Origin of the sequence: Streptococcus oralis (genome assembly GCF_965111685.1) — a bacterium.
GTDB lineage: Bacteria > Bacillota > Bacilli > Lactobacillales > Streptococcaceae > Streptococcus > Streptococcus oralis_B.
Window position 1 is genome coordinate 1,930,489 of the sequence record NZ_OZ217340.1, and the last position, 21,575, is coordinate 1,952,063.

Sequence of the window (21,575 nt, forward strand, 5' to 3'; positions counted from 1 at the left end):
TGATTTTTCCTTAATCTGTAGTAAATGTAAGTGTTACAGTTCCAGTCTGAGTTGTCAGCTTCGAAGTATCAATCGTTTGATTGTCCACAGTTACAGTAACTCCCTTCACTACACCTAAAGTAATGGTAACGGGATTCTTAGTTGAAACTGTTGTTTTTGCATTCTTATTGTCTGTGGATAGTGTCACACCACCCTCCAGCTCACTTCCTGAAACACTAACCCAACTAGTTGCATCTGATACTGCCAGTTGAACAGTAGCGATTTCCTTACTCGTTTTATACCGAGCTTCAATGCGGTTCCCTTCACCTGAAACGGTAATAGTTGATTCCGCATTAGAAGATGAGCTTGATACCTGACTACTAGAAGATGAACTAGATGAGGTTGTTGAACTAGTTGAGTTCACAACACTATAGTTAGCTGAAGAAGGTCTTGGCTGAGTTTGGATGTAGTTCCAAACATAGTAAGTGACAAAAATTAAAATTGACAAAGCAAATAGCACAAAATAAAATAAGGGGAGATAAGACGTTTTTTTCTTATTTGATCGTCTACGACCAGACAGGTCTTCTTCATCAACATCGACCTCTTCATAGGTGATCATACTACCTGAATCATAGGCATCCAAAACAATTCTTTCATCTAACTCTACTGCCCAGGCATATTTTCTTAAAAAAGAACGAGCATAGAAGGTACTAGGAAGTTGATCAAAATCATCTGCCTCCATAGCTTCTAGAAAATGCAACTGAATTTCAGTTTTTTCCTGCAATTCTTCTAAACTCAATCCCTGATTAATTCTAGCTAAACGTAGAACCTCGCCAATTGTTTTTTTTCTCATACTTACCATTCCTTCTTTCTAGTGTTCTTGCCTTATTTAGGCTGGAAAAATTGTAAAATCAACTAGATCACCATTATCAATCAAACGATGCCCAGCTTCAAGAACATCTTCCAAAGTAATTTCCTGTAAAATTTTCGGAAAATCAAAAATTGTTTCTCCGCGATCCATCGGCTCGTATTGAGTTGCAATAAATTCCAAAGAGTTCATACTACTGAAAAATTCTCCAAACATCTCACTCTTAACAAGATCTAAATGCTCCTCGGTAATATCCGCATCACTACTAAACTGACGAATCGCTTTCCGAAACTGGTGTGACAAAGAAACAGGTTCCTTGGTATCCATCGTCAATATCACAAAATGAAAGCGACTATTTACCTCAACCTCTAGTGACAATGACGCATCTAACTTCCCATTCTCATATAACCTTTGAAAACGGTCAGAAGTCCAACCAAACATCATCGTAAATAGTAATTTCAATAAAATATTGTAACGATAAGACTCAGTTTCTGTTATTTGCCCATTACCTCTAATCGCAACAGCAAGTTTGGGTGAAGAAACTTCCATCCGAAGACTATCTGTTTGCTTCACAGGTTGCAAGGGTAGTTTCTCTTTTGTAACTGTAAACTGATTTGAAACGTCCTTTTCCTTTTTCGAGAAGTATTCCTCAACAACTTTTACATCAATATTTCCAACTAGAAACAGTGACATGTTGACAGGTTTGTAAAAGTCTGTAAAGTTCTCTTTTAAATTTGAAACTTGAATCTCAGAAATTGACTTCTCACTTCCAACAATATCTGTTGCTAAAGGAGTATCAGGATAAAGGTTGGCTAATGTTGCAAAAAACAAACGTGAGTCTGGATCATCTTGGTACATTTCTCGTTCTTGCTGGATAATAGCCTGTTCTCTCAAAACAGACTCTTCTGTAAAATGAACACCTCCAACTAACTCATTTAGCAAATCTAAATTCTCTAATAGATGGTCAATTGTTGAAAAAAGATAGCTGGTCTTAGTAAAGCTTGTAAAGGCATTACTGTCTGCACCTAATCGAGTAAAAGCAGCCATTATATCCTCAGAATTTTCTCTTTCAAACAATTTATGTTCAAGAAAATGTGCAATTCCTGCTGGATGATGGCGTAAACCTTTTCCTAAGCTTGTATAAGTTGCATCTAGAGAACCAAATTGAACTGTTACAATCCCATAAACCTCATTGAAATCTTGCTTAGGGAGTAAAGAAACTGTCAATCCATTTGACAATTGTGTTTTGTAGACTGTTTCCTTTACAGCAGGATAGTATTTTTCTTCAAAAGCAACCTTTGTCATTCTACTCCTTCCATAAAGTAAATCGCTTGTAACTTCAAACTGTTGGCAGCTTTACATACAGCTTCTTTATCAACATTCTCTAATTTTGCCACCAATCGATCCATATCAAAGCTTGGTTTCCCTAATAGAGCATTCAAATAGACTCTTTCAACTAGGGTCTGTTGATTATCTTGAGCCATCAAAAAAGATCGTCGAATCATCTCCTTGGTTTGTTCAAGTTCAAAATCTGTAAAGTTACCCTTTTTCAGATCTAGCAATTGATGATTCATCATTTTTCTAGCCTGATTTCGATTTTCTCTATCAATACCCGCATACATCCTTAACAGACCACTAAACAAATCCAATTGACTAGAGACTGTATAGGCTATTCCAGCATTTTCACGAACGTTTGTAAAAAGTTTCGAATGTGCAAATTCACCCAACAAACCATTCATAACAAGCATGGACAAATGCTCATCATCACCATATTTTACAGGAGAATGATAACCCAATTCCAAAATAGATTGCCCAACATTCCTCTGAACCATTCCCTCTCTTAAGACATTTGAATAAGATTGATGGTACTGGATAGTGACGCCGTTCTCTCTAGCTGTAAAGGGTAATGACTTCAGCGATTCTGTAATTTCTACTTCATTAAAATCACCTATAAAAAAGAAATCAATTCGATCATTTTTCAGAGCATCTTGAAAGCAAGTGTAGCTACTTTCCGGAGACTCATTTGAAATGCTTTTTCGTAAATCACTGTATCTCAATTGAAGGCGCTCATCACGGAAGAACAAGCTATCCAACTCCTTATGAGCAAAATAAAATGAATCATCCATATCAGTAGCTAGACTAGCCAACAACTGTTTTCTTTCAATTTCAAATAAGGCTGGCTCAAAAGCACCATCTTGAACTAAGGGAGCAAATAAAGTCTGTTTCACCAATTCCAAAATTCGAGAAGTCAAGACATTCTTTTTACTTAAAAAATCATCCCTCACATAAGTAAACGTTAAGTCAAGAATATTTGCCTGTCCTCTACGATAAGCACTCGTAGAAACATCTGCTCCATACAAACTTGCTAAATATCTACGAAAAGCTTGAGAAGTTGGGTAAGCTTTATTGGCAGTCTCCAACATACTCGCACTTAACATGCGTCCTGTTACTGTCTCAAGAGATAAGGGAGCAGTAAAACGAACAGTGATTTTATTTGTTTTAAACTTTTTGGATTGAACAAAATGTGCTGAAATTCCAGGCACTAACTCCATACCTTACCTCCTTACATATAGAGTTCTATTATATCACGAAAAGGAAAATATTTCTTATTCTCTTTACCGCTTTTAAAATAAAAATCGTTTTCATTTTCAGTGATTTCGCTCACTTAATTCTAAGAAATATGATATAATACCTTAGATTGAGGTGAATTATGGAATACAAATTATTTGAAGAATTTATTACGCTCCAAGCCCTCCTAAAAGAACTTGGAATTATACAAAGCGGTGGTGCTATCAAATCCTTTCTAATGAATCATCAAGTTTACTTTAATGGTGAGTTAGAAAGTAGACGTGGGAAAAAAATCCGTATTGGAGATACGATTGACATTCCCGATTTAAAGATTGACATCACCTTGACACAACCAAGTTTAAAAGAGCAAGAAGAATACCAAGAAGATAAGATTGAAAAAGAGCGAATTGCTAAACTTGTCAAAGAGATGAATAAAGGTGTCAAGAAAGAAAAACAAAAAACTTCTTCATCGACTATCACCAAACAAGCTCCACGTTTTCCAGGAAGATAACCATGTGGCTCCAACATTTAACAATTAAAACCTTTCGCAACTACAAAGAGACGAAAATTGATTTCAATCCAAAATTAAACGTCTTTCTAGGTCAAAATGCACAAGGAAAAACCAATATTCTAGAAGCAATCTATTTCTTAGCCTTGACACGTAGTCATCGGACTCGTACAGATAAAAATCTCATTCATTTTGATAACGAGCAACTCCGTCTTTCTGGCTTGCTACAGAAAAAAACAAGCTCTATTCCTCTAGAAATTGATTTAACGCCAAAAGGGCGTGTGACTAAGGTCAATCACTTAAAACAAGCTCGCCTATCAGACTACATTGGACATATGAATGTTGTCCTCTTCGCACCTGAAGATCTCCAGCTAATTAAGGGATCACCTTCTGTCCGTCGAAAGTTTATAGACATCGAACTGGGACAAATTAAACCAATCTACTTGTCAGACTTGTCAAACTATAACCATATACTTAAGCAAAGAAATACTTACCTAAAATCCAGCCAGAAGATTGACGAAACATTTCTGTCAGTATTAGATGATCAGTTAGTAGAGTATGGATGTCGCGTTATAAAGCATCGAATAAAATTCATTAAAGACTTAGAGAAATTTGGTCAAAAAAAACACTTAGAAATTTCAAATAAATTAGAAGAGTTGTCAATATCTTATCAATCATCAGTCAACTTCACTGATGAAGAACAGCTAACAAGTTCTTTTAAAATGGCTTTGGAGAAAAGCAGATCAAGAGATTTGTTTAAAAAGAATACTGGTGTCGGCCCTCATCGAGATGACATTAATTTCTATATCAATGGTATGGACGCTAGTTTTGGAAGCCAAGGTCAACATCGTAGTCTTGTACTTTCTATCAAACTAGCAGAGATTGAGCTAATGGAAAGCATTACTAACGAGTCTCCAATACTCTTGCTTGACGATGTTATGAGCGAACTTGACAACACACGACAACTAAAATTACTAGAAACCATTTCTCAATCTATCCAAACCTTTATTACAACAACAAGTTTAGACCACTTACAAAACTTGCCAGAAAACCTTAGTATTTTCAATATTCAAAACGGTAAAATTTCTGTAAATCAACCTTGACAACTTTGTAAACAAAAAAGAACTCTGAAAATTAGGAGTTCTTTTTTACTTCCTACATAGAGTAGTTTGGTGCTTCATTAGTAATTTGTACATCATGAGGATGGCTTTCTTTTAGACCAGCTCCAGACATTTCAATAAATTGAGCGTTGTCGTGCAATTCTTTAAGGTTAGCTGCACCACAGTAACCCATACCAGAGCGAATACCACCAAGCATTTGGAAGACAATATCAGCTGCTGCGCCTTTATAGGCAACACGACCTTCAATTCCTTCTGGAACGAGTTTGTTTGCTTCATTGACAGAACCTTGGAAGTAACGGTCGCTTGAACCTTTCTTCATTGCAGCGATTGATCCCATACCACGGTAAGTCTTAAACTTACGTCCTTGAAAAATTTCAGTTTCACCTGGTGCTTCATCTGTTCCAGCAAACATTGAACCAAGCATAACTGCATTTCCACCTGAAGCAAGGGCTTTTACAATATCTCCAGAATACTTGATTCCACCATCAGCAATAATCGTTTTTCCATATTCGCGCGCAACTGCTGCCGCATCATAAATTGCTGTCACTTGTGGAACACCCACACCTGCAATCACACGAGTAGTACAGATAGAACCTGGTCCGATACCGACTTTGACAACATCTACACCTGCATCATAAAGAGCACGCGCACCTTCTGCAGTTGCAATATTACCCGCAATCAATGTGCGATCTGGGAAGTGAGCACGAATTTCAGCAATTTTACGTAGAACCCCAGCAGAGTGACCATGTGCAGTATCAATAACAATTGCGTCAGCCCCTGCTTCAAAGAGAGCCTCTGCACGTTCAAATGTATCTGAAGTGACACCCACCGCACCAGCAACTAGAAGACGGCCAAATTCATCTTTAGCAGCATTTGGAAACTCAATAACTTTTTCAATATCCTTAATAGTAATCAAGCCAGAAAGACGGCCTTCTTCGTCAACCAAAGGAAGTTTTTCAATACGGTGTTCTTGAAGAATATGTTCAGCTGTTGCAAGATCTGTACCAACAGGAGCAGTGACAAGATTTTCACTAGTCATATGGTTTGAGATTGGCTGATTGTAATCTGAAATAAAGCGAAGATCTCGGTTTGTTAGAATACCAACCAATTTACGATTTTCAAGTGTTTCTACAACTGGAACACCACTGATACGGTAACGTCCCATCAGTTCGTCTGCCTCAGCAATGGTATGTTCTGGAGTCAAGAAGAATGGATCAATAATAACACCATTTTCAGAACGTTTTACCTTGCGAACTTCGTCTGCTTGTTGCGCAATTGACATGTTTTTATGGATTACTCCGAGACCACCCGCACGAGCAATGGCAATGGCCATTTGGCTTTCTGTGACTGTGTCCATGGCGGCTGTAATAATTGGGATATTTAAAGTCAGATTATCTGCCAATTTTGTTGTTAAATCTGCATCATTAGGCAACACATGACTTTCTGCTGGAATGAGCAATACATCATCAAAGGTAAAACCTTTTTTTAAAAATTTAGTATCCCAATTAGACATTGAAGTTTCCTCTTTTCTTTCTTTTTGAGCTTGACTCTTTTTGTATTGTATCTATCATACCATTCTATGAAAATTTGTCAATTATATTTATGGTAGAAATCATAAAAAAACTATCCCTGTGAACCTATGGAAGAGATAGTTTTACGATTCATATTTTATCTATTATTTAAAATAATTTAGTCCCATTGCTTTCTTAACTTCAGATAAAGTTTGCCCCGCAACCTCACGCGCTTTCTCACTACCTTTTTGAAGCATATTGTACACTTCTCCCATGTCCTTAGCAAATTCGATACGGCGCTCACGAATAGGACCCAGTTCGCGTTCAAGTATTTCGAGTAGATAGCGTTTCGTCTTCACATCACCAAGACCACCACGTTGATAGTGTTCTTTCATCTCTGCAATTTCTTTAGCATCTTCTGGACGACCAAACACATCTAGGTAATGGAAAACCATATTTCCTTCAATCTTACCTGGATCCTCCACTCGAATATGGTCTGGATCAGTATACATACTCATGACTTTTTTACGCAAAGTATCAGCATCATCTGCTAGATAAATACCATTATTGAGTGATTTAGACATTTTAGCATTTCCATCTAAACCAGGCAAACGTCCTGCTCTCTCATTTTCTGGATAAATACCTTCTGGTTCCACTAAGACATCACAGTTATATGCGTTGTTAAAAGAACGAACAATTTCACGAGTTTGCTCAATCATTGGTTTTTGGTCTGTTCCTACAGGAACATAATTGGCCTTAAAGGCTGTGATATCAGCTGCTTGCGCAATCGGATAAACCAAAAATCCTGTCGGAATACTTTCTCCAAACCCTTTTTGAGCAATCTCTGTTTTTACTGTCGGATTCCGTTCCAAACGAGCTAGTGACACCAAATTCATATAGTACATAGATAGTTCAGCCAACTCCGGAATCTGGCTTTGAATAAAGATAGTTGATTTACTTGGATCTAATCCAACTGCTAAGTAATCTAAGGCAACATTCCCAATCGATTCTACAATCGTTTGAGGGTCTTTGGCGTGATCTGTCAATGCTTGTTGGTCCGCCAAAAAAACAAACATCTCATACTTGTCTTCTTCCTGCAGTAATACTCTATTTTTAAGACTCCCAACATAATGTCCAATATGTAGTTTTCCTGTTGGGCGATCTCCTGTTAAAATAATGGGTTTCGTCATTTTTTTCTCCTTCGAAATGGTCTCTTCAATTATAGCATTTTTTTGTTAAAATAACAGAAAATTATTTAAATCAAACAACTAACTCATTGTAAATAAACCTGTAAACTTAATTGACATAAAATTGACAAAGAAAAATTTGAATATTTCTCTCTTTTCTAGTAGAATAAATGTATTACATATTATAGGAGAAAAACATTGCTTACAGTATCTGATGTTTCACTACGTTTTAGTGATCGCAAACTTTTTGATGATGTCAACATCAAATTTACAGAAGGAAATACATACGGATTAATTGGTGCTAATGGTGCTGGGAAGTCTACATTCTTAAAAATTTTAGCTGGTGATATCGAACCTACAACTGGTCACATTTCTCTTGGTCCAGATGAACGTCTCTCTGTTCTTCGTCAAAATCACTTTGACTATGAAGATGAACGTGCAATTGATGTCGTTATCATGGGAAATGAAAAACTCTATAGCATTATGAAAGAGAAAGATGCTATTTACATGAAGGAAGATTTTTCTGATGAAGATGGTGTTCGTGCAGCTGAGCTCGAAGGTGAGTTTGCTGAACTTGGAGGTTGGGAAGCAGAGAGTGAAGCATCTCAGCTACTTCAAAACCTAAATATTCCAGAAGAATTGCACTACCAAAACATGAGCGAATTGGCCAATGGTGAAAAAGTAAAAGTTCTCCTTGCCAAAGCACTTTTCGGTAAACCAGATGTTCTGCTCTTGGACGAGCCAACCAACGGTTTGGATATCCAATCAATTACATGGCTAGAAGACTTCTTGATTGACTTTGATAACACTGTTATCGTAGTATCCCACGACCGTCACTTCTTAAACAAAGTGTGTACTCATATGGCCGACCTTGACTTTGGAAAAATCAAACTCTATGTCGGAAACTACGACTTCTGGAAGGAATCTTCTGAGCTTGCTGCTAAATTGCTAGCAGACCGTAATGCCAAGGCAGAAGAAAAAATTAAGCAATTGCAAGAATTCGTTGCTCGATTCTCCGCCAACGCTTCTAAGTCAAGACAGGCAACGTCTCGTAAAAAAATGCTTGACAAGATTGAACTAGAAGAAATTGTTCCATCCAGTCGTAAATACCCGTTTATCAACTTTAAAGCAGAGCGTGAGATTGGTAATGATCTCTTGACAGTAGAAAATCTAACTGTCAAGATTGATGGTGAGACTATTTTAGATAATATCAACTTCATCTTGCGTCCAGGTGATAAGACAGCTCTTATTGGACAAAATGACATCCAAACGACTGCATTAATTCGTGCAATCATGGGTGACATTAACTATGAAGGAACTGTTAAGTGGGGAGTTACTACTAGTCGCTCTTACTTGCCAAAAGATAACTCTGCTAATTTTGCAGGTAGCGAGTCAATCCTTGACTGGTTGCGCCAATTCGCAAGTAAAGAAGAAGACGATAATACCTTCTTGCGTGGCTTCCTTGGGCGTATGCTCTTCTCTGGGGATGAGGTTAACAAACCTGTAAACGTCTTGTCAGGGGGAGAAAAAGTGCGTGTCATGCTTTCAAAACTTATGCTTTTGAAATCAAACGTCCTTGTACTTGATGATCCAACAAATCACTTAGACTTGGAATCTATCTCAAGCTTAAACGATGGATTGAAAAACTTTAAAGAATCAATCATCTTTGCCAGTCATGACCACGAGTTCATTCAAACTTTGGCAAACCATATCATTGTTTTGTCTAAGAATGGCGTCATCGATCGTATCGATGAAACCTATGATGAATTCCTAGAAAATGCAGAAGTGCAAGCAAAAGTCAAAGACCTTTGGAAAGACTAAATAAGACTTCAAAACTCAGTTGGGTTAACCAACTGAGTTTTCTATCATTCTACGAGGTAACATGAAATCATTTTTTAAAACATATTGGACCTATTTTATTTCTTTCATCATTCCTGTAGTGATTATGTCTGGAGTATATCTATCTCAAGGGATCTACTGGAATAGTGATACATCCCCACTATTAGGAGACGGTTTTCATCAATACGTTATTTTTGATGTAGCTTTACAGAATATTATACATGGAAATGGTAGTTTGTTTTACACCTTTACAAGTGGCCTCGGACTGAATTTCTATGCTCTATCTAGTTATTACTTAGGTAGTTTTCTCTCACCACTGGTTTACTTTTTTAATCTCTCAAATATGCCAGATGCTGTCTATCTGACAACACTTTTAAAGTTTGGCTTGATTGGGCTGTCAACCTTCTTTAGTCTAAATAGATTATTTAAAGATATTCCGAAATCTTTAAAACTGGCCTTATCTACTTCCCATGCTCTGATGAGCTTCACTGTCAGTCAGTTAGAAATAAAAACCTGGCTAGATGTTTTTATCTTGATTCCATTAATCCTAACTGGCTTACACATTCTTATAACAGAAAAGAAGCGCATGCTATACTTTACAAGTCTGTCAATCTTGTTTATTCAAAATTATTATTTTGGATATATGACAGCATTGTTTCTAATTTTCTGGTATCTCTGCCAAATTTCATGGGACTTTAAAATTCGAAAATCATCTTTTCTTGATTTTGTTGTTACCTCCTTTTTAGCAGGGATGGCTAGTTTGATTATGACTCTTCCTACATTGTTTGATTTACAAACTCATGGGGAGAAGTTAACTGCCATCACAAAATTAAAGACAGACAGTAGTTGGTATCTGGATATTTTCGCGAAACAATTCATTGGATCTTTTGATACAACTAAGTATGGATCTATCCCAATGATTTTTGTTGGATTGCTTCCTTTTATTTTAACCATTCTATTTTTCACAATAAAATCCATAAGGTTTCACGTGAAACTTACTTATGCAATTTTCTTTATTTTTTTAATAACAAGCTTTTACATAGAGGCACTTGATTTATTTTGGCAAGGTATGCATACCCCAAATATGTTTTTACATCGCTATGCTTGGATTTTTTCTACTCTGTTAATTTATACTGCGGCAGAGGTCTTAAATCGTCTGAAAGAACTGAAGCTCTGGAATCTATTTGTCTCACTGTTTCTTGTACTAGCAGGGTTTTTGGCTACTGTATACTTTAAATCACACTATTCTTTTTTAACAGATCTGAATATCCTACTCACCCTTGAATTTCTCCTAGTTTATGCTCTTTTACTCCTTGCAGTCATTAGAAAGTTTATCTCTGTAAATCTATTTGCAATTCTTTTATCTTTATTTATAACAGCTGAGATAAGTTTAAATGCTTCATCTCAAATGGAAGGAATAGCTAAAGAATGGGCCTTTGCTTCTCGTAGCGCTTATAATAAAGATATCTCCGCTATGGAATCCATTCTAAACCAAATTGACAATCAGTTTACACGTACTGAAAAACTGCAAATTCAGACTGGAAATGACAGTATGAAATTTAACTACAATGGAATCTCTCAATTTTCGTCTGTACGAAATCGTTCAGCTAGCACTAGTTTGGATAAACTTGGATTCAAATCCTCTGGAACCAACCTCAATCTCCGTTATGCAAATAACAGTCTTTTAGCAGACAGTTTATTTGGAATCCAGTACAATATTTCTGAAACTTCACTTGATAAGTATGGTTTTCAAGAGATTTATCAAAAAGATCATTTAACCTTATATAAAAATCAACTCTCTTTACCCATTGCCTTTGCCACTCAATCTATTTACACCGATGTAAACTTTAATAATCACACTCTAGATAATCAGGCTTTATTTATAAACCAGCTTGCTAATCTCAACTTAGATTACTTCTCTCAAATAACATATGATAAAACAGATAATTCTGAAGGTTTAACAAGTATCACAGGTTCTGCGAATGAAGATGCAAAGATTGATTATCAAATTGAGGTTCCTCAAAATAGTCAAGTCTATCTCTCTTTTTCAAATCTTCATTTTACAAACGATAAGCAAAAGAAAGTTGACATCATTGTCAACGATGAAAAAAAGACTTTTACAACTGATAATGCTTTTAATTTCTTTAATTTGGGTTATACTCAAGAACAAAAAACTTTCAATATCAGTGTTAGCTTTCCTGGAAATTCTCAAGTGTCATTTGAATCTCCAACCTTCTATCGTTTAGACACTCAGGCTCTTACTGAGGCAATCCAAAAAATTAAAGAACAACCTGTAGAAGTATCCACCTCTAAAAATAAAGTCTTTGCTACATATGAAGTCAAACAAGATACCTCTATTTTCTTCACTATTCCTTATGACAAAGGTTGGTCTGCATACCAGGATGGGAAAAAACTTGAAATCAAGCAGGCTCAAACTGGTTTTATGAAAGTTGATGTTCCAAAGGGAAAAGGCACCATTACACTTTCCTTTATCCCCAACGGTTTTGTTATTGGAGCAGCTTGTTCACTAACTGCCCTTCTTCTTTTTGGAATCTATAATCACAGACGAAATTTATCTAAGACAGAAAAAGATTGACCAATTTCTTGGCCAATCTTTTTAATCTTCTTCCATTTTCTTAGGTTGATAAGCTAGCATACCTAAAGCAGTAAAGAAAGCTAGAGTTATAATAAGGAAAATCACTTGATGATGAATATTTCCTGTCATAGAGATTGTTTGTCGTAAGCCTGATACAGAATAACTCATTGGTAACCAAGGATTGACACCTTTGAAGAAATCATTTGTCAAAGCAAGGGGATAGGTCCCTGCACTTGATGCTAACTGTAATAAAAGTAAAATAAGAGAGAAGAAAGCTCCAATACGGCTATTCCAAGTTGTTAAAGCTGTCACCATAGACATGAAAACTAAACTTGTGATTATAATTAGAATCAATGTCCTCATCTCATGGTTCGCAGTCAATCCAATAAGATGGACACCTCCATAAACTAAAACACCTGCTAAGACAGCTATAATCCCATTTATTTCAGAACGAGACTTCAACCAAGCCCAACGGCTCTCTGGATGACGTCCAGAAGGCAACTTAGCAAAAATCATATTGGTAGATATAGCAGCAACAAAAAGAGCAACTGATATCATATAAGGAGCCATGGCAATCCCATTCACAGGAACTTGGTCATTGTCTGTTTTTGAGAGAACTAGAGGTTCAGATAATGTTTCTGCATTTTTAGATTCTGTCGAAGCTGATTTGAGTTGATTATTAGCATTGCCTAATCCTTGTCCTAATGAATCAACTCCTGTCTGTAAATCTTCAAGACTAGAGGTTAAGGTTGTTCCACCAGCTGATAGTTTTCCAGCACCATCTGCTATCTTCATAGCGCCACTTCCTAGTTGGGATGCTGCAGAAAGTAACTGTGTTGATTTGTCTGTTAATGTCCCAGAGCCAAATTGTAATGTAGTAAGACCTGCTATCAGCTCTGGACTCTTATTATTCAATTGAGCAGAACCAGATGACAAACTTTCTATACCTGATACTAATTCTGGAGCTTTTCCAGCTAATGCATCTACTCCAGCTGTCAAGGTTGATGTATTTTCTGTCAACTTACTTGATCCAGAAACTAATTGATCTAGACTAGTTGTTAAACTTGCATTCTTTTCACTTAGTTGATTAGCACCTATAGAAATAGTATCCAGTCCTTTAGTATAGTTTACAACTCCTTTTTCAATTGACTGATTTCCAGGAACTAACTGATTATTTACAGCAGTTTGCAATTTTGTAAATCCATTTGACAATGTTGTCAAGGAGCTAGATGCTACAGGTAATAGTTGATTTGCTTTCATCTGTACATCAGATAGATTAGATACTTGTTGTTCTGAATTCTCTATACTTTCTTTTAGTCCCCCTACTGTCGTTAAAATTGTTTTTGCTGACTCAATAGTAGAATTAGAATTTTTAGAAATAGCTTCTGTCAGTTCTTTCTTTTGTTCCTCTGTGAGAGATTGATAAGTAGCTGTTGATTGAAGGTTAGCAATAGTTTTCTCTTGTTCTGTCTGACTTTTGGTCACAATATCCTGAGCAAGAGTTGTTAGATTTTGCAAAGCTTCTGACAATGTACCTTTCAGTTGAGTATTATCTGATATTGTAAGAGCTTGTAGTGTTTTATTTAGTTCTCCTATACTAGTTGCCAATTGAGTTATTTGTTCATTCTGTTGAGATGAGGAATTCAGTTGATTTGAAATTTCTTTAATACCAGTATTTAATTGCTCCATTCCATCTCTTAGTGCATCTGATTGATTTGATAATTGACTTGTTCCATTAGAAAGTTTTTCTACACTACTTGTATAAGCATTTACACCAACTGAAAGTTGATTGAGACCTGTATCCAATTGTGAAACCCCACCTGTATAGGACTTTATACCTGTATTCAGCTGATTTACACCTGCCACCAATTCAGGAGTTCTTGAGGCCAATTGACCAAGTCCAGTGTCAACCTGTGAAACAGCATTTGTATAACTTTGTAAACCACTATTAAAAGATCCTAAACCAATATGTAATTGCTCTATAGCAGACACATAGCTAGATAAGCCTTTTGTAAATTGATCCGCTCCATTTGAAAAAGTTACAGTTGAATTAGCTAGAGTATTAAGATTTGTCGTCAACGTTTGACTTCCCGTCACCAACTGATCGGCTCCATTAGCCAATTTTTCACTTCCTTCAGCTGCCTTATTTATTCCAGACTTCAAATCATTCATTTTTTGAAATAAAGCCTTAGTGTATGTTTCCGTAACATTAGTAGAGACGATTTGTTTTAATTGTGTCATTGCAGAATCACTCATCTTACTTGCAATAAAGCTATGCCCACTTGACGTCTGATAATCAATCTTCATCTGTTCAGGATGATTCGTTAGGATAGAAGTAGCTTTTTCAGATAAGTCACTTGGTAAAGTCACTACCATGTAGTAGTCACCATCTTCTAGCCCTTTTTCCCCTTCCTCTTCATTAACAAAATGAAAATCTAAAGCCCTATTTTCTTTTAAATTAGACACCATGTCTTCACCTATTGTCATCGTCTGTCCATTATAAGAAGCTTCCTTATCTTTATTGACAACTGCCACAGGTAACTCTGATAATTGCCCATACGGATTCCACATGGATGATAAAAAAATGATATTATATAAAGCTGGAATGAGAGAAATCCCTATCATTACAATGATAAAGGTCGGTTTTTTAAATATTGCTTTCCATTCTTTAAACATATTTCCTCCTTTTTAAAACATATTGTCTAAAATTTTGATATAATAGATTATACAGAAAAAAATCTAAATTACAAGGTAAAAAATACTTTTTTAGACATATAGTCTATTTTTGTGTACAAGGAGAAATTATGAAAGAAAGTAACAAACGTTTAAAAACAAAACGAATTATCGAAAATGCCATGGTTCAATTATTGATGGACCAACCCTTTGATCAAATTTCTACTGTCAAGTTAGCAGAAAAAGCCGGAATTAGTCGTTCCAGCTTTTACACTCACTACAAGGATAAGTATGATATGATTGAACTCTACCAAAGTAAGTTATTTCATACCTTTGAGTATATTTTCCAAAAACATGCTCATCATAAAAGAGATGCTATTTTGGAAGTATTTCAATATTTAGAGTCTGAACCACTATTAGCTGCACTACTATCTGAAAATGGAACAAAAGAAATCCAAAATTTCTTGAGAAATAAGCTTCACATTATGCTTAGCACCGACCTTCAGAAACGCTTTATGAAACTACAACTCAATCCAATTGAATTAGAATACAGTAGCATTTATCTAACAAATGCCCTTTTTGGTGTTTGCCAGACTTGGATTGCTCACGGAAAAAAAGAAAGTCCGCAAGAAATGACAGACTTCATTATGAAAATGTTAGGTGATGTAAACTAAAAAAGAACACCAATGGTGTTCTTTTTATCTGACTCCGCCAGTAGGACTCGAACCTACGACATCATGATTAACAGTCATGCGCTACTACCAACTGAGCTATGGCGGATAAAATAGTCCGTACGGGATTCGAACCCGTGTTACCGCCGTGAAAAGGCGGTGTCTTAACCCCTTGACCAACGGACCATCTATCTGTAGCAGATATAACAATTATATCAATTTCTTACTAATTGTCAATCACTTTTTAGTTTTTTTCTCTAGAATATCTTTTAGTTTGCGGACTTTTAAACGAGTAATTGGACAACGATGATCTTCATAAAAGACAACTTCTAAATTCTTTCGATCAATTTCTCTCACATTTCCCACATTGACAAGGAAAGATTTATGGGAGCAATAAAATCGCTGGGTATGTTTGTCCTTTTCCTGAATATCTGTCATAGTTCCATAGAATTCTTTAGCAAAATTCTTACCAATAATCCGAAGTTTATGAGAAACTCCTGTGGTTTCGATATACAAAATGTCATGGTAAGGAATTTTCAAATCATTTCCTTTATAGTTGTAATCAAAATAGTCTACAACATCTTCGTTTTCAAGCAGCATGCTCTTAGTGTAAAAAATACTCTGCTCGATGCGTTTTTTGAACAATTCATCATTGATATCTTTATCGACAAAATCTAGGGCTGATACCTGGTATTTGTACGTTAAGGTAGCAAATTCAGATCGACTGGTAATAAAGACAATAATAGCGTAAGGATTGTGATGACGGATAAACTGAGCCACTTCAAAGCCTTTTTTCTCGATTCCATGAATATCGATATCTAGGAAATAAAGCTGGTTTACTTCATCATTTTCGATATATTCCTTAAACTCACGAACTTTTCCTGTTGTCTTATATGAAATAGGAATATTCGATTCCTCAGAGATTTCATTTAATATTCTCTCTAGTCTCACTTGATGTTCAATAACATCTTCTAAAATTAATACTTTCATTCAAATTCCCTCTTAAATCTAATAATTTGTCTAAATGTGTTGTCTTCCATCTCTGTTTCTAAAATAATGTTGTCATACTTATCTAAAATCTCTTTAACATTATTAAGTCCTAGACCTCTATTTCTTCCCTTAGTAGAGAAACCTAAGGCAAATAAGTTTTCTGAAGGCGTCATAGTGATTTTACATGAATTTTGGATGACTATAACTGTTTCAAAATCCATTTTAATGACTGCAACTTCCATTTGTTTCAAGTAACTGTCTGCAGCACCTTCAACAGCATTATTTAAGAGAATGCTCATGATGCGAACAAGATCAAGTAAATCCATTGACAATCTAGTAATGACATCCTTTACTTCCAATGTAAACTCTACATTATTATTTCGTGCATAGACAATGGATTGAGCAATCAAACTACGTAAAGCTGAATCTTCTATATTATTCAAATCAAAGTAAGTATATTTCTCTGAACGCAGTTTTTGATTCGCTTTTACTAATACTTCATTGTAAACTCTGTCAATTTCTTGTAAATCTTCACTGTCAATTGCCATTTGCATGCTGACAAGCATACCTGCATAGTCATGACGAAAACCTCGAATTTCATTATACAAACCTACAATTTCATCTGTATAAGTCTGTAAATACTTTTGTTCAAATTTCTTTTGTTTTAGAGCAATCTCTTTTTCAATTTGAACCTTGTGAGAATTCATTGCAAAGAAAATCAATAACAAGCAAATAAAAACAATGGTTGATAAAATACTTCCGAAGCTATTTAAATGATGAGTTGTACTTACTATATCTGAAATAAATAATAAGATATGCAAACCAAAGAAAGCAACTATTACTTTTTTTAAAAAAGGGTACAGATAATTTTTATCAAAATATTTAATATCCAGATGAAAATAACGAATTATTATTAGAATAGAAAAATAAGTCATCAACAATACTACTAAAAGAAATGTACTTTTATAATGCAATACTACTTCATCTCCTGTTATAGAAGATAAGGTTACGGATATAAAAGTATGAGTACTGTGATATAATAAAGATAGTAGTAAACTGATAAAAATAGCTTTGTATTTTTCAGACTTCTTTAACTTTCTTAGATAAAGGTACACAACCAAAGGAAATAAAAATTTAGACAAAGCAAAACTATTAGAAAATACTAGTGTAATAATTTCTTCAAGTATAAAAACTCAGATACATGTGTAACAGAAAAAAACAATTTGTTCTTTTCTATTTATTTTACAAATCCATTCATAACTTTTGCTAATGATGAGAAAATAAAAAATAGCTATCCCTAATCCAAATAAATCCATTACTCTCTACCTTTATTTCATTACTTTCTTCTTGGAAAAATAAGGTTACGAATTGTTTCTGAAATTCTCCAATCTCCACCCCGAATCTCCTGCAATTCTGCCTCTGTTACCTCTTTAAATTGTTCCAACTTTACTGTATTCTTCATAATGAAATCTCCTGTATTATTTTTTCTTGTAAGTTAACTTACACACCTATTATACAAAATGAAGACCATGTAAGAAAAAATTCTTCCCAACTGTACATTTTTTCACCTGAAACGCACTTTTTTAAGAAAAAAGCTGGGATAAATCCCAGCTTCGCATCTAAAATTGATCCCAGCAGGATTCGAACCTGCGACCATTCGCTTAGAAGGCGAATGCTCTATCCAGCTGAGCTATGAGACCTAACATGACCATTCTATCAAAAAACAAGAGCTAAGTCAATCTTCTATTTGTGGTAAGGAGAACCCTGCTGAATTGTAAAAGCACGGTAAATTTGTTCAACTAAAACCAATCTCATTAACTGATGTGGTAATGTCAGACGTCCAAAACTGACAGAAAGATTGGCCCTATTTTTTACAACAGGAGCTAGACCCAAACTTCCTCCAATGATAAAAGTAAGAGTTGAATATCCTTTGATAGAAGCTTGTTCTAGTTGCTTACTAAATTCCTCTGAGGAGAGTGTTTTTCCTTCAATGGCTAGTACAACTACAAAGTCCCTTCCTCCAACCTTAGAAAGAATTCTTTCACCTTCTGTTTCCAAGATTTTTTGATTTTCTAATTCACTGGCTTTATCAGGTGTCTTCTCATCAGTAAGCTCAATCATTTCTAATTTGGCGAAACGTGAAATTCGTTTGGTATATTCAGCAATACCATCTTTAAGGTATTTTTCTTTTAATTTTCCTACTGTTACAATTTTAATTTTCATTCTTCTATTCTATCATATCCACACTTCATTTCACATCTTATACACATAAAAAATCATCCAAAATTACTAGTAAATTCACAGAATAAAACAAGTTATCCACAACTTGTGCAAAACTTTAAGCTTTTAAGTTTGGATTAAGTTAATAGGTTTATAATCTGAGTAAATAAATAACAAACGGAGGCGTTTATGAAACACTTACAAAAATTTTACAAAAAAGGAGTTAAAGTTCTTGTAATCATTCTAATCGGATTTTTAAGTGGTGCCTTAGGAAGTTTTGTAACATTACAACTTTATCAAAAACAAGGAAATCAATCTACGAATAATAACTCTGGCACTGTCACTCAAACATCCTATAAAAATGAAAACTCAACTACTCAAGCAGTAAATAAAGTTAAAGATGCTGTTGTCTCAATCATTACTTATTCTTCAAATAGTAGACAAAGTAGTGTATTTAATGCTGATGAAACTAATTCTGATTCAGACAATCAACAAATCGCAAGTGAGGGATCAGGTGTTATCTATAAAAAAGATGATAAAGATGCCTATCTTGTAACTAATACTCACGTTATCAATGGAGCTTCAAAAGTTGATGTCCGCTTAGCAGATGGTACCAAGGTTCCTGGTGAAATTGTCGGATCTGATACTTTCTCTGATATTGCTGTCGTTAAAATTTCTTCAGAAAAAGTTACAACAGTAGCAGAATTTGGGGATTCAAGCCAACTTAGTGTTGGAGAAACAGCGATTGCTATTGGTAGTCCTCTAGGTTCAGAATATGCTAATACAGTTACACAGGGAATCATCTCAAGTCTTAATCGAAATGTTTCTCTAAAATCTGAAGATGGTCAAGCTATTTCAACAAAAGCCATTCAAACAGATACGGCTATTAACCCTGGTAACTCTGGTGGTCCACTTGTAAACATTCAAGGACAAGTAATTGGTATTACATCAAGTAAAATTGCAAGTAATGGTGGAACATCTGTAGAAGGTCTTGGTTTTGCAATTCCTTCAAACGATGCACAAAATATCATTAAACAGCTTGAAAGTAATGGTAAAGTGACTCGTCCAGCTCTTGGAATTCAAATGGTCAATCTGTCAAATGTTGGAGCTAGTGATCTTAGAAAACTTAACATTCCAAGTAGCCTCACTTCAGGTGTAGTTGTTCGATCTGTTCAAAACAATATGCCAGCAAATGGACATCTTCAAAAATACGATGTCATTACCAAAGTTGACGACAAAGAGATTACCTCATCAACAGACCTACAACACGCTCTTTACAATCATGCTATTGGAGATACTATAAAAGTAACCTACTACCGTAACGGTAAGGAGGAAACAACCTCTATAAAACTAGATAAGAATTCTGCTGATTTAGAGTCTTAATTGACATCAGTGTAAAGAAAACTTTACAGAAAGTAAAAGATATGTTAGTGTAGAATCATGGAAAAATTTGAAATGATTTCTATCTCTGAAATACAAAAGAATCCTTACCAACCTCGGAAAGAATTTGATGTAGAAAAATTAAAAGAATTAGCTCAGTCAATCAAAGAAAATGGGCTCATCCAACCAATCATCGTTCGTCAATCTCCTGTAATTGGTTATGAAATCCTTGCAGGAGAGAGACGATATCGGGCTTCTCTCTTGGCTGATCTGACCTCTATTCCAGCCGTTGTAAAGCACCTCTCAGATCAGGAAATGATGATCCAGTCAATCATTGAGAATTTGCAGAGAGAAAATTTAAATCCTGTTGAAGAAGCACGCGCCTATGAATCTTTAGTAGAAAAAGGATTTACTCACACTGAAATAGCAGATAAAATGGGGAAATCTCGTCCTTATATCACTAATTTTATTCGTTTACTTTCCCTACCAGAATATATCTTAGCTGAAGTAGAAAATGGAAAAATTTCTCAAGCGCATGCACGTTCACTAGTTGGTTTGGATAAAAAGCAGCAAGAATATTTCTTCCAACTAATCAAAAATGAAGATATTTCTGTGAGAAAGTTAGAAGCACTTCTTACAGAGAAAAAACACAAGAAGCAGAAAAAAAGTGATTCTTTCATCAAAGATGAAGAAGATAAATTAAAAAAAATACTCGGTTTAAGTGTAGAAATTAAACTTTCAAAAAAAGATACTGGAAAGATTATTATCTCTTTTTCAAGTCAAGAAGAATATGACAGAATTATCAACAGCCTTAAATAAGGCTGTTCTTTTATTTTCTTAATCAACAACTTTATCCACTATTTTTATTAGCAAAAGACTTACTAAATCAAGGATTTTTCTATTTATCCCCAACTTGTGGATAAATGCTGCTAACATTGTGGATTCTTTTCCCCAATCTGTGGAAAAATCCTACTATCTATGGTAAAATAAGTCTATCACTAAACTACTAAAATCGTAGAAAAGGAGGAAAAATAGTTGAAAGAAAAGCAATTTTGGAATCGTATTTTAGAATTTGCTCAAGAAAGATTGACTCGATCTATGTATGATTTCTATGCTACACCTGCTGAACTCATCAAAGTAGAAGAAAACACAGCTACTATATTTCTACCGAGATCAGAGATGGAAATGGTGTGGGAAAAGCAATTAAAAGATATTATTGTTGCTGCTGGTTTTGAAATTTATGATTCTGAAATCAAACCTCACTATATTTTCACTAAACCTCAGAGTACAGAATCTCCTCAAGTAAATGATACAAATAATGTCTCTACTTACGATTACACACCTACACTACCAACGATTCCCTATTCTGAAACAGGGTTAAAAGAAAAATATACCTTTGATAACTTTATTCAAGGTGATGGGAATGTTTGGGCGGTGTCAGCTGCACTAGCTGTATCTGAAGAT

At 35.1% G+C, this 21,575-nt stretch carries 16 protein-coding genes, 3 tRNA genes and 2 pseudogenes; 8 read left to right on the plus strand and 13 right to left on the minus strand.

All coding sequences use genetic code 11. The features are described from left to right. Positions 1 to 10: 10 nt before the first annotated feature. The 3 genes from rodZ to yfmF are packed head-to-tail and all read right to left on the minus strand — an operon-like array spanning position 11 to position 3,399. Positions 11 to 832: a cytoskeleton protein RodZ gene (gene rodZ, locus ACLV7H_RS09845; RefSeq protein WP_411867047.1), complete on the minus strand. Its 822-nt coding sequence runs from the start codon at positions 830 to 832 to the stop codon at positions 11 to 13. A gap of 36 nt (positions 833 to 868) precedes the next feature. After that, on the minus strand, positions 869 to 2,152 hold the full coding sequence (gene yfmH / locus ACLV7H_RS09850) for an EF-P 5-aminopentanol modification-associated protein YfmH (RefSeq protein ID WP_411867048.1): 1,284 nt from the start codon (positions 2,150 to 2,152) through the stop codon (positions 869 to 871). Then, positions 2,149 to 3,399, minus strand: a complete 1,251-nt coding sequence (gene yfmF, locus ACLV7H_RS09855) for an EF-P 5-aminopentanol modification-associated protein YfmF (protein WP_411867049.1) — start codon at positions 3,397 to 3,399, stop codon at positions 2,149 to 2,151. The genes yfmH and yfmF overlap by 4 nt, the downstream gene beginning before the upstream one ends. 158 nt (positions 3,400 to 3,557) lie before the next feature. On the opposite strand from yfmF, the gene yaaA reads away from it, so the two are divergent. Then, positions 3,558 to 3,926, plus strand: coding sequence for a S4 domain-containing protein YaaA (gene yaaA / locus ACLV7H_RS09860; RefSeq protein ID WP_411867050.1), 369 nt, complete (start codon positions 3,558 to 3,560; stop codon positions 3,924 to 3,926). Positions 3,927 to 3,928: 2 nt separating this feature from the next. Further along, positions 3,929 to 5,026, plus strand: a complete 1,098-nt coding sequence (gene recF, locus ACLV7H_RS09865) for a DNA replication/repair protein RecF (protein ID WP_411867051.1) — start codon at positions 3,929 to 3,931, stop codon at positions 5,024 to 5,026. A gap of 52 nt (positions 5,027 to 5,078) precedes the next feature. Here recF and guaB read toward each other — a convergent pair whose 3' ends face one another. Both guaB and trpS read right to left on the minus strand, forming a co-directional pair. Next, positions 5,079 to 6,557 carry an IMP dehydrogenase gene (gene guaB / locus ACLV7H_RS09870; RefSeq protein ID WP_411867052.1) on the minus strand — a complete coding sequence of 493 codons (1,479 nt, stop codon included), beginning with the start codon at positions 6,555 to 6,557 and terminating at the stop codon, positions 5,079 to 5,081. Positions 6,558 to 6,719: 162 nt separating this feature from the next. After that, positions 6,720 to 7,745 (minus strand): tryptophan--tRNA ligase, encoded by a 1,026-nt coding sequence (gene trpS, locus ACLV7H_RS09875; protein ID WP_411867053.1) that lies wholly within the window; start codon positions 7,743 to 7,745, stop codon positions 6,720 to 6,722. Between the two features lie 195 nt (positions 7,746 to 7,940). On the opposite strand from trpS, the gene ACLV7H_RS09880 reads away from it, so the two are divergent. Both ACLV7H_RS09880 and ACLV7H_RS09885 read left to right on the plus strand, forming a co-directional pair. Further along, positions 7,941 to 9,563 carry an ATP-binding cassette domain-containing protein gene (locus ACLV7H_RS09880; protein WP_411867054.1) on the plus strand — a complete coding sequence of 541 codons (1,623 nt, stop codon included), beginning with the start codon at positions 7,941 to 7,943 and terminating at the stop codon, positions 9,561 to 9,563. 61 nt (positions 9,564 to 9,624) lie between these two features. Then, complete coding sequence (locus tag ACLV7H_RS09885; RefSeq protein WP_411867055.1) at positions 9,625 to 12,177, plus strand: YfhO family protein; 2,553 nt, start codon at positions 9,625 to 9,627, stop codon at positions 12,175 to 12,177. Positions 12,178 to 12,198: 21 nt separating this feature from the next. On the opposite strand, the gene ACLV7H_RS09890 is transcribed toward ACLV7H_RS09885, so the two are convergent. After that, positions 12,199 to 14,853, minus strand: a complete 2,655-nt coding sequence (locus ACLV7H_RS09890; protein WP_411867056.1) for a YhgE/Pip family protein — start codon at positions 14,851 to 14,853, stop codon at positions 12,199 to 12,201. 128 nt (positions 14,854 to 14,981) lie between these two features. On the opposite strand from ACLV7H_RS09890, the gene ACLV7H_RS09895 reads away from it, so the two are divergent. Further along, positions 14,982 to 15,524, plus strand: coding sequence for a TetR/AcrR family transcriptional regulator C-terminal domain-containing protein (locus tag ACLV7H_RS09895; protein WP_411867057.1), 543 nt, complete (start codon positions 14,982 to 14,984; stop codon positions 15,522 to 15,524). 32 nt (positions 15,525 to 15,556) lie between these two features. Here the strand turns inward: ACLV7H_RS09895 and ACLV7H_RS09900 are convergent. The 7 genes and pseudogenes from ACLV7H_RS09900 to rlmH all read right to left on the minus strand — a co-directional run bounded on the left by ACLV7H_RS09900 (position 15,557) and on the right by rlmH (position 18,734). After that, positions 15,557 to 15,630 (minus strand) — tRNA-Asn (locus ACLV7H_RS09900). Positions 15,631 to 15,635: 5 nt separating this feature from the next. Then, positions 15,636 to 15,707, minus strand: a tRNA-Glu gene (locus ACLV7H_RS09905). A gap of 51 nt (positions 15,708 to 15,758) precedes the next feature. Next, the gene (gene comE, locus ACLV7H_RS09910) at positions 15,759 to 16,511 is read right to left on the minus strand and encodes a competence system response regulator transcription factor ComE (RefSeq protein WP_045592607.1); all 753 of its coding nucleotides are present in this window, start codon (positions 16,509 to 16,511) and stop codon (positions 15,759 to 15,761) included. Next, positions 16,508 to 17,827 (minus strand): annotated as a pseudogene (gene comD / locus ACLV7H_RS09915) (competence system sensor histidine kinase ComD). Before comD ends, comE begins: the two are co-directional and overlap by 4 nt. A 20-nt stretch (positions 17,828 to 17,847) precedes the next feature. Continuing rightward, positions 17,848 to 17,973 carry a competence-stimulating peptide ComC gene (comC, locus tag ACLV7H_RS09920; protein ID WP_000799678.1) on the minus strand — a complete coding sequence of 42 codons (126 nt, stop codon included), beginning with the start codon at positions 17,971 to 17,973 and terminating at the stop codon, positions 17,848 to 17,850. A gap of 164 nt (positions 17,974 to 18,137) precedes the next feature. Next, positions 18,138 to 18,211, minus strand: a tRNA-Arg gene (locus ACLV7H_RS09925). Between the two features lie 43 nt (positions 18,212 to 18,254). Next, on the minus strand, positions 18,255 to 18,734 hold the full coding sequence (gene rlmH, locus ACLV7H_RS09930; RefSeq protein WP_411867058.1) for a 23S rRNA (pseudouridine(1915)-N(3))-methyltransferase RlmH: 480 nt from the start codon (positions 18,732 to 18,734) through the stop codon (positions 18,255 to 18,257). A gap of 186 nt (positions 18,735 to 18,920) precedes the next feature. Here rlmH and ACLV7H_RS09935 point away from each other — a divergent pair, with 186 nt between their 5' ends. The 3 genes and pseudogenes from ACLV7H_RS09935 to ACLV7H_RS09945 all read left to right on the plus strand — a co-directional run. Next, the gene (locus tag ACLV7H_RS09935) at positions 18,921 to 20,114 is read left to right on the plus strand and encodes a S1C family serine protease (protein ID WP_411867059.1); all 1,194 of its coding nucleotides are present in this window, start codon (positions 18,921 to 18,923) and stop codon (positions 20,112 to 20,114) included. A 57-nt stretch (positions 20,115 to 20,171) separates the two neighbouring features. Further along, positions 20,172 to 20,930: a ParB/RepB/Spo0J family partition protein gene (locus ACLV7H_RS09940; RefSeq protein ID WP_411867060.1), complete on the plus strand. Its 759-nt coding sequence runs from the start codon at positions 20,172 to 20,174 to the stop codon at positions 20,928 to 20,930. Between the two features lie 216 nt (positions 20,931 to 21,146). Beyond that, positions 21,147 to 21,575: pseudogene (locus tag ACLV7H_RS09945) on the plus strand (hypothetical protein); the annotation flags it as partial.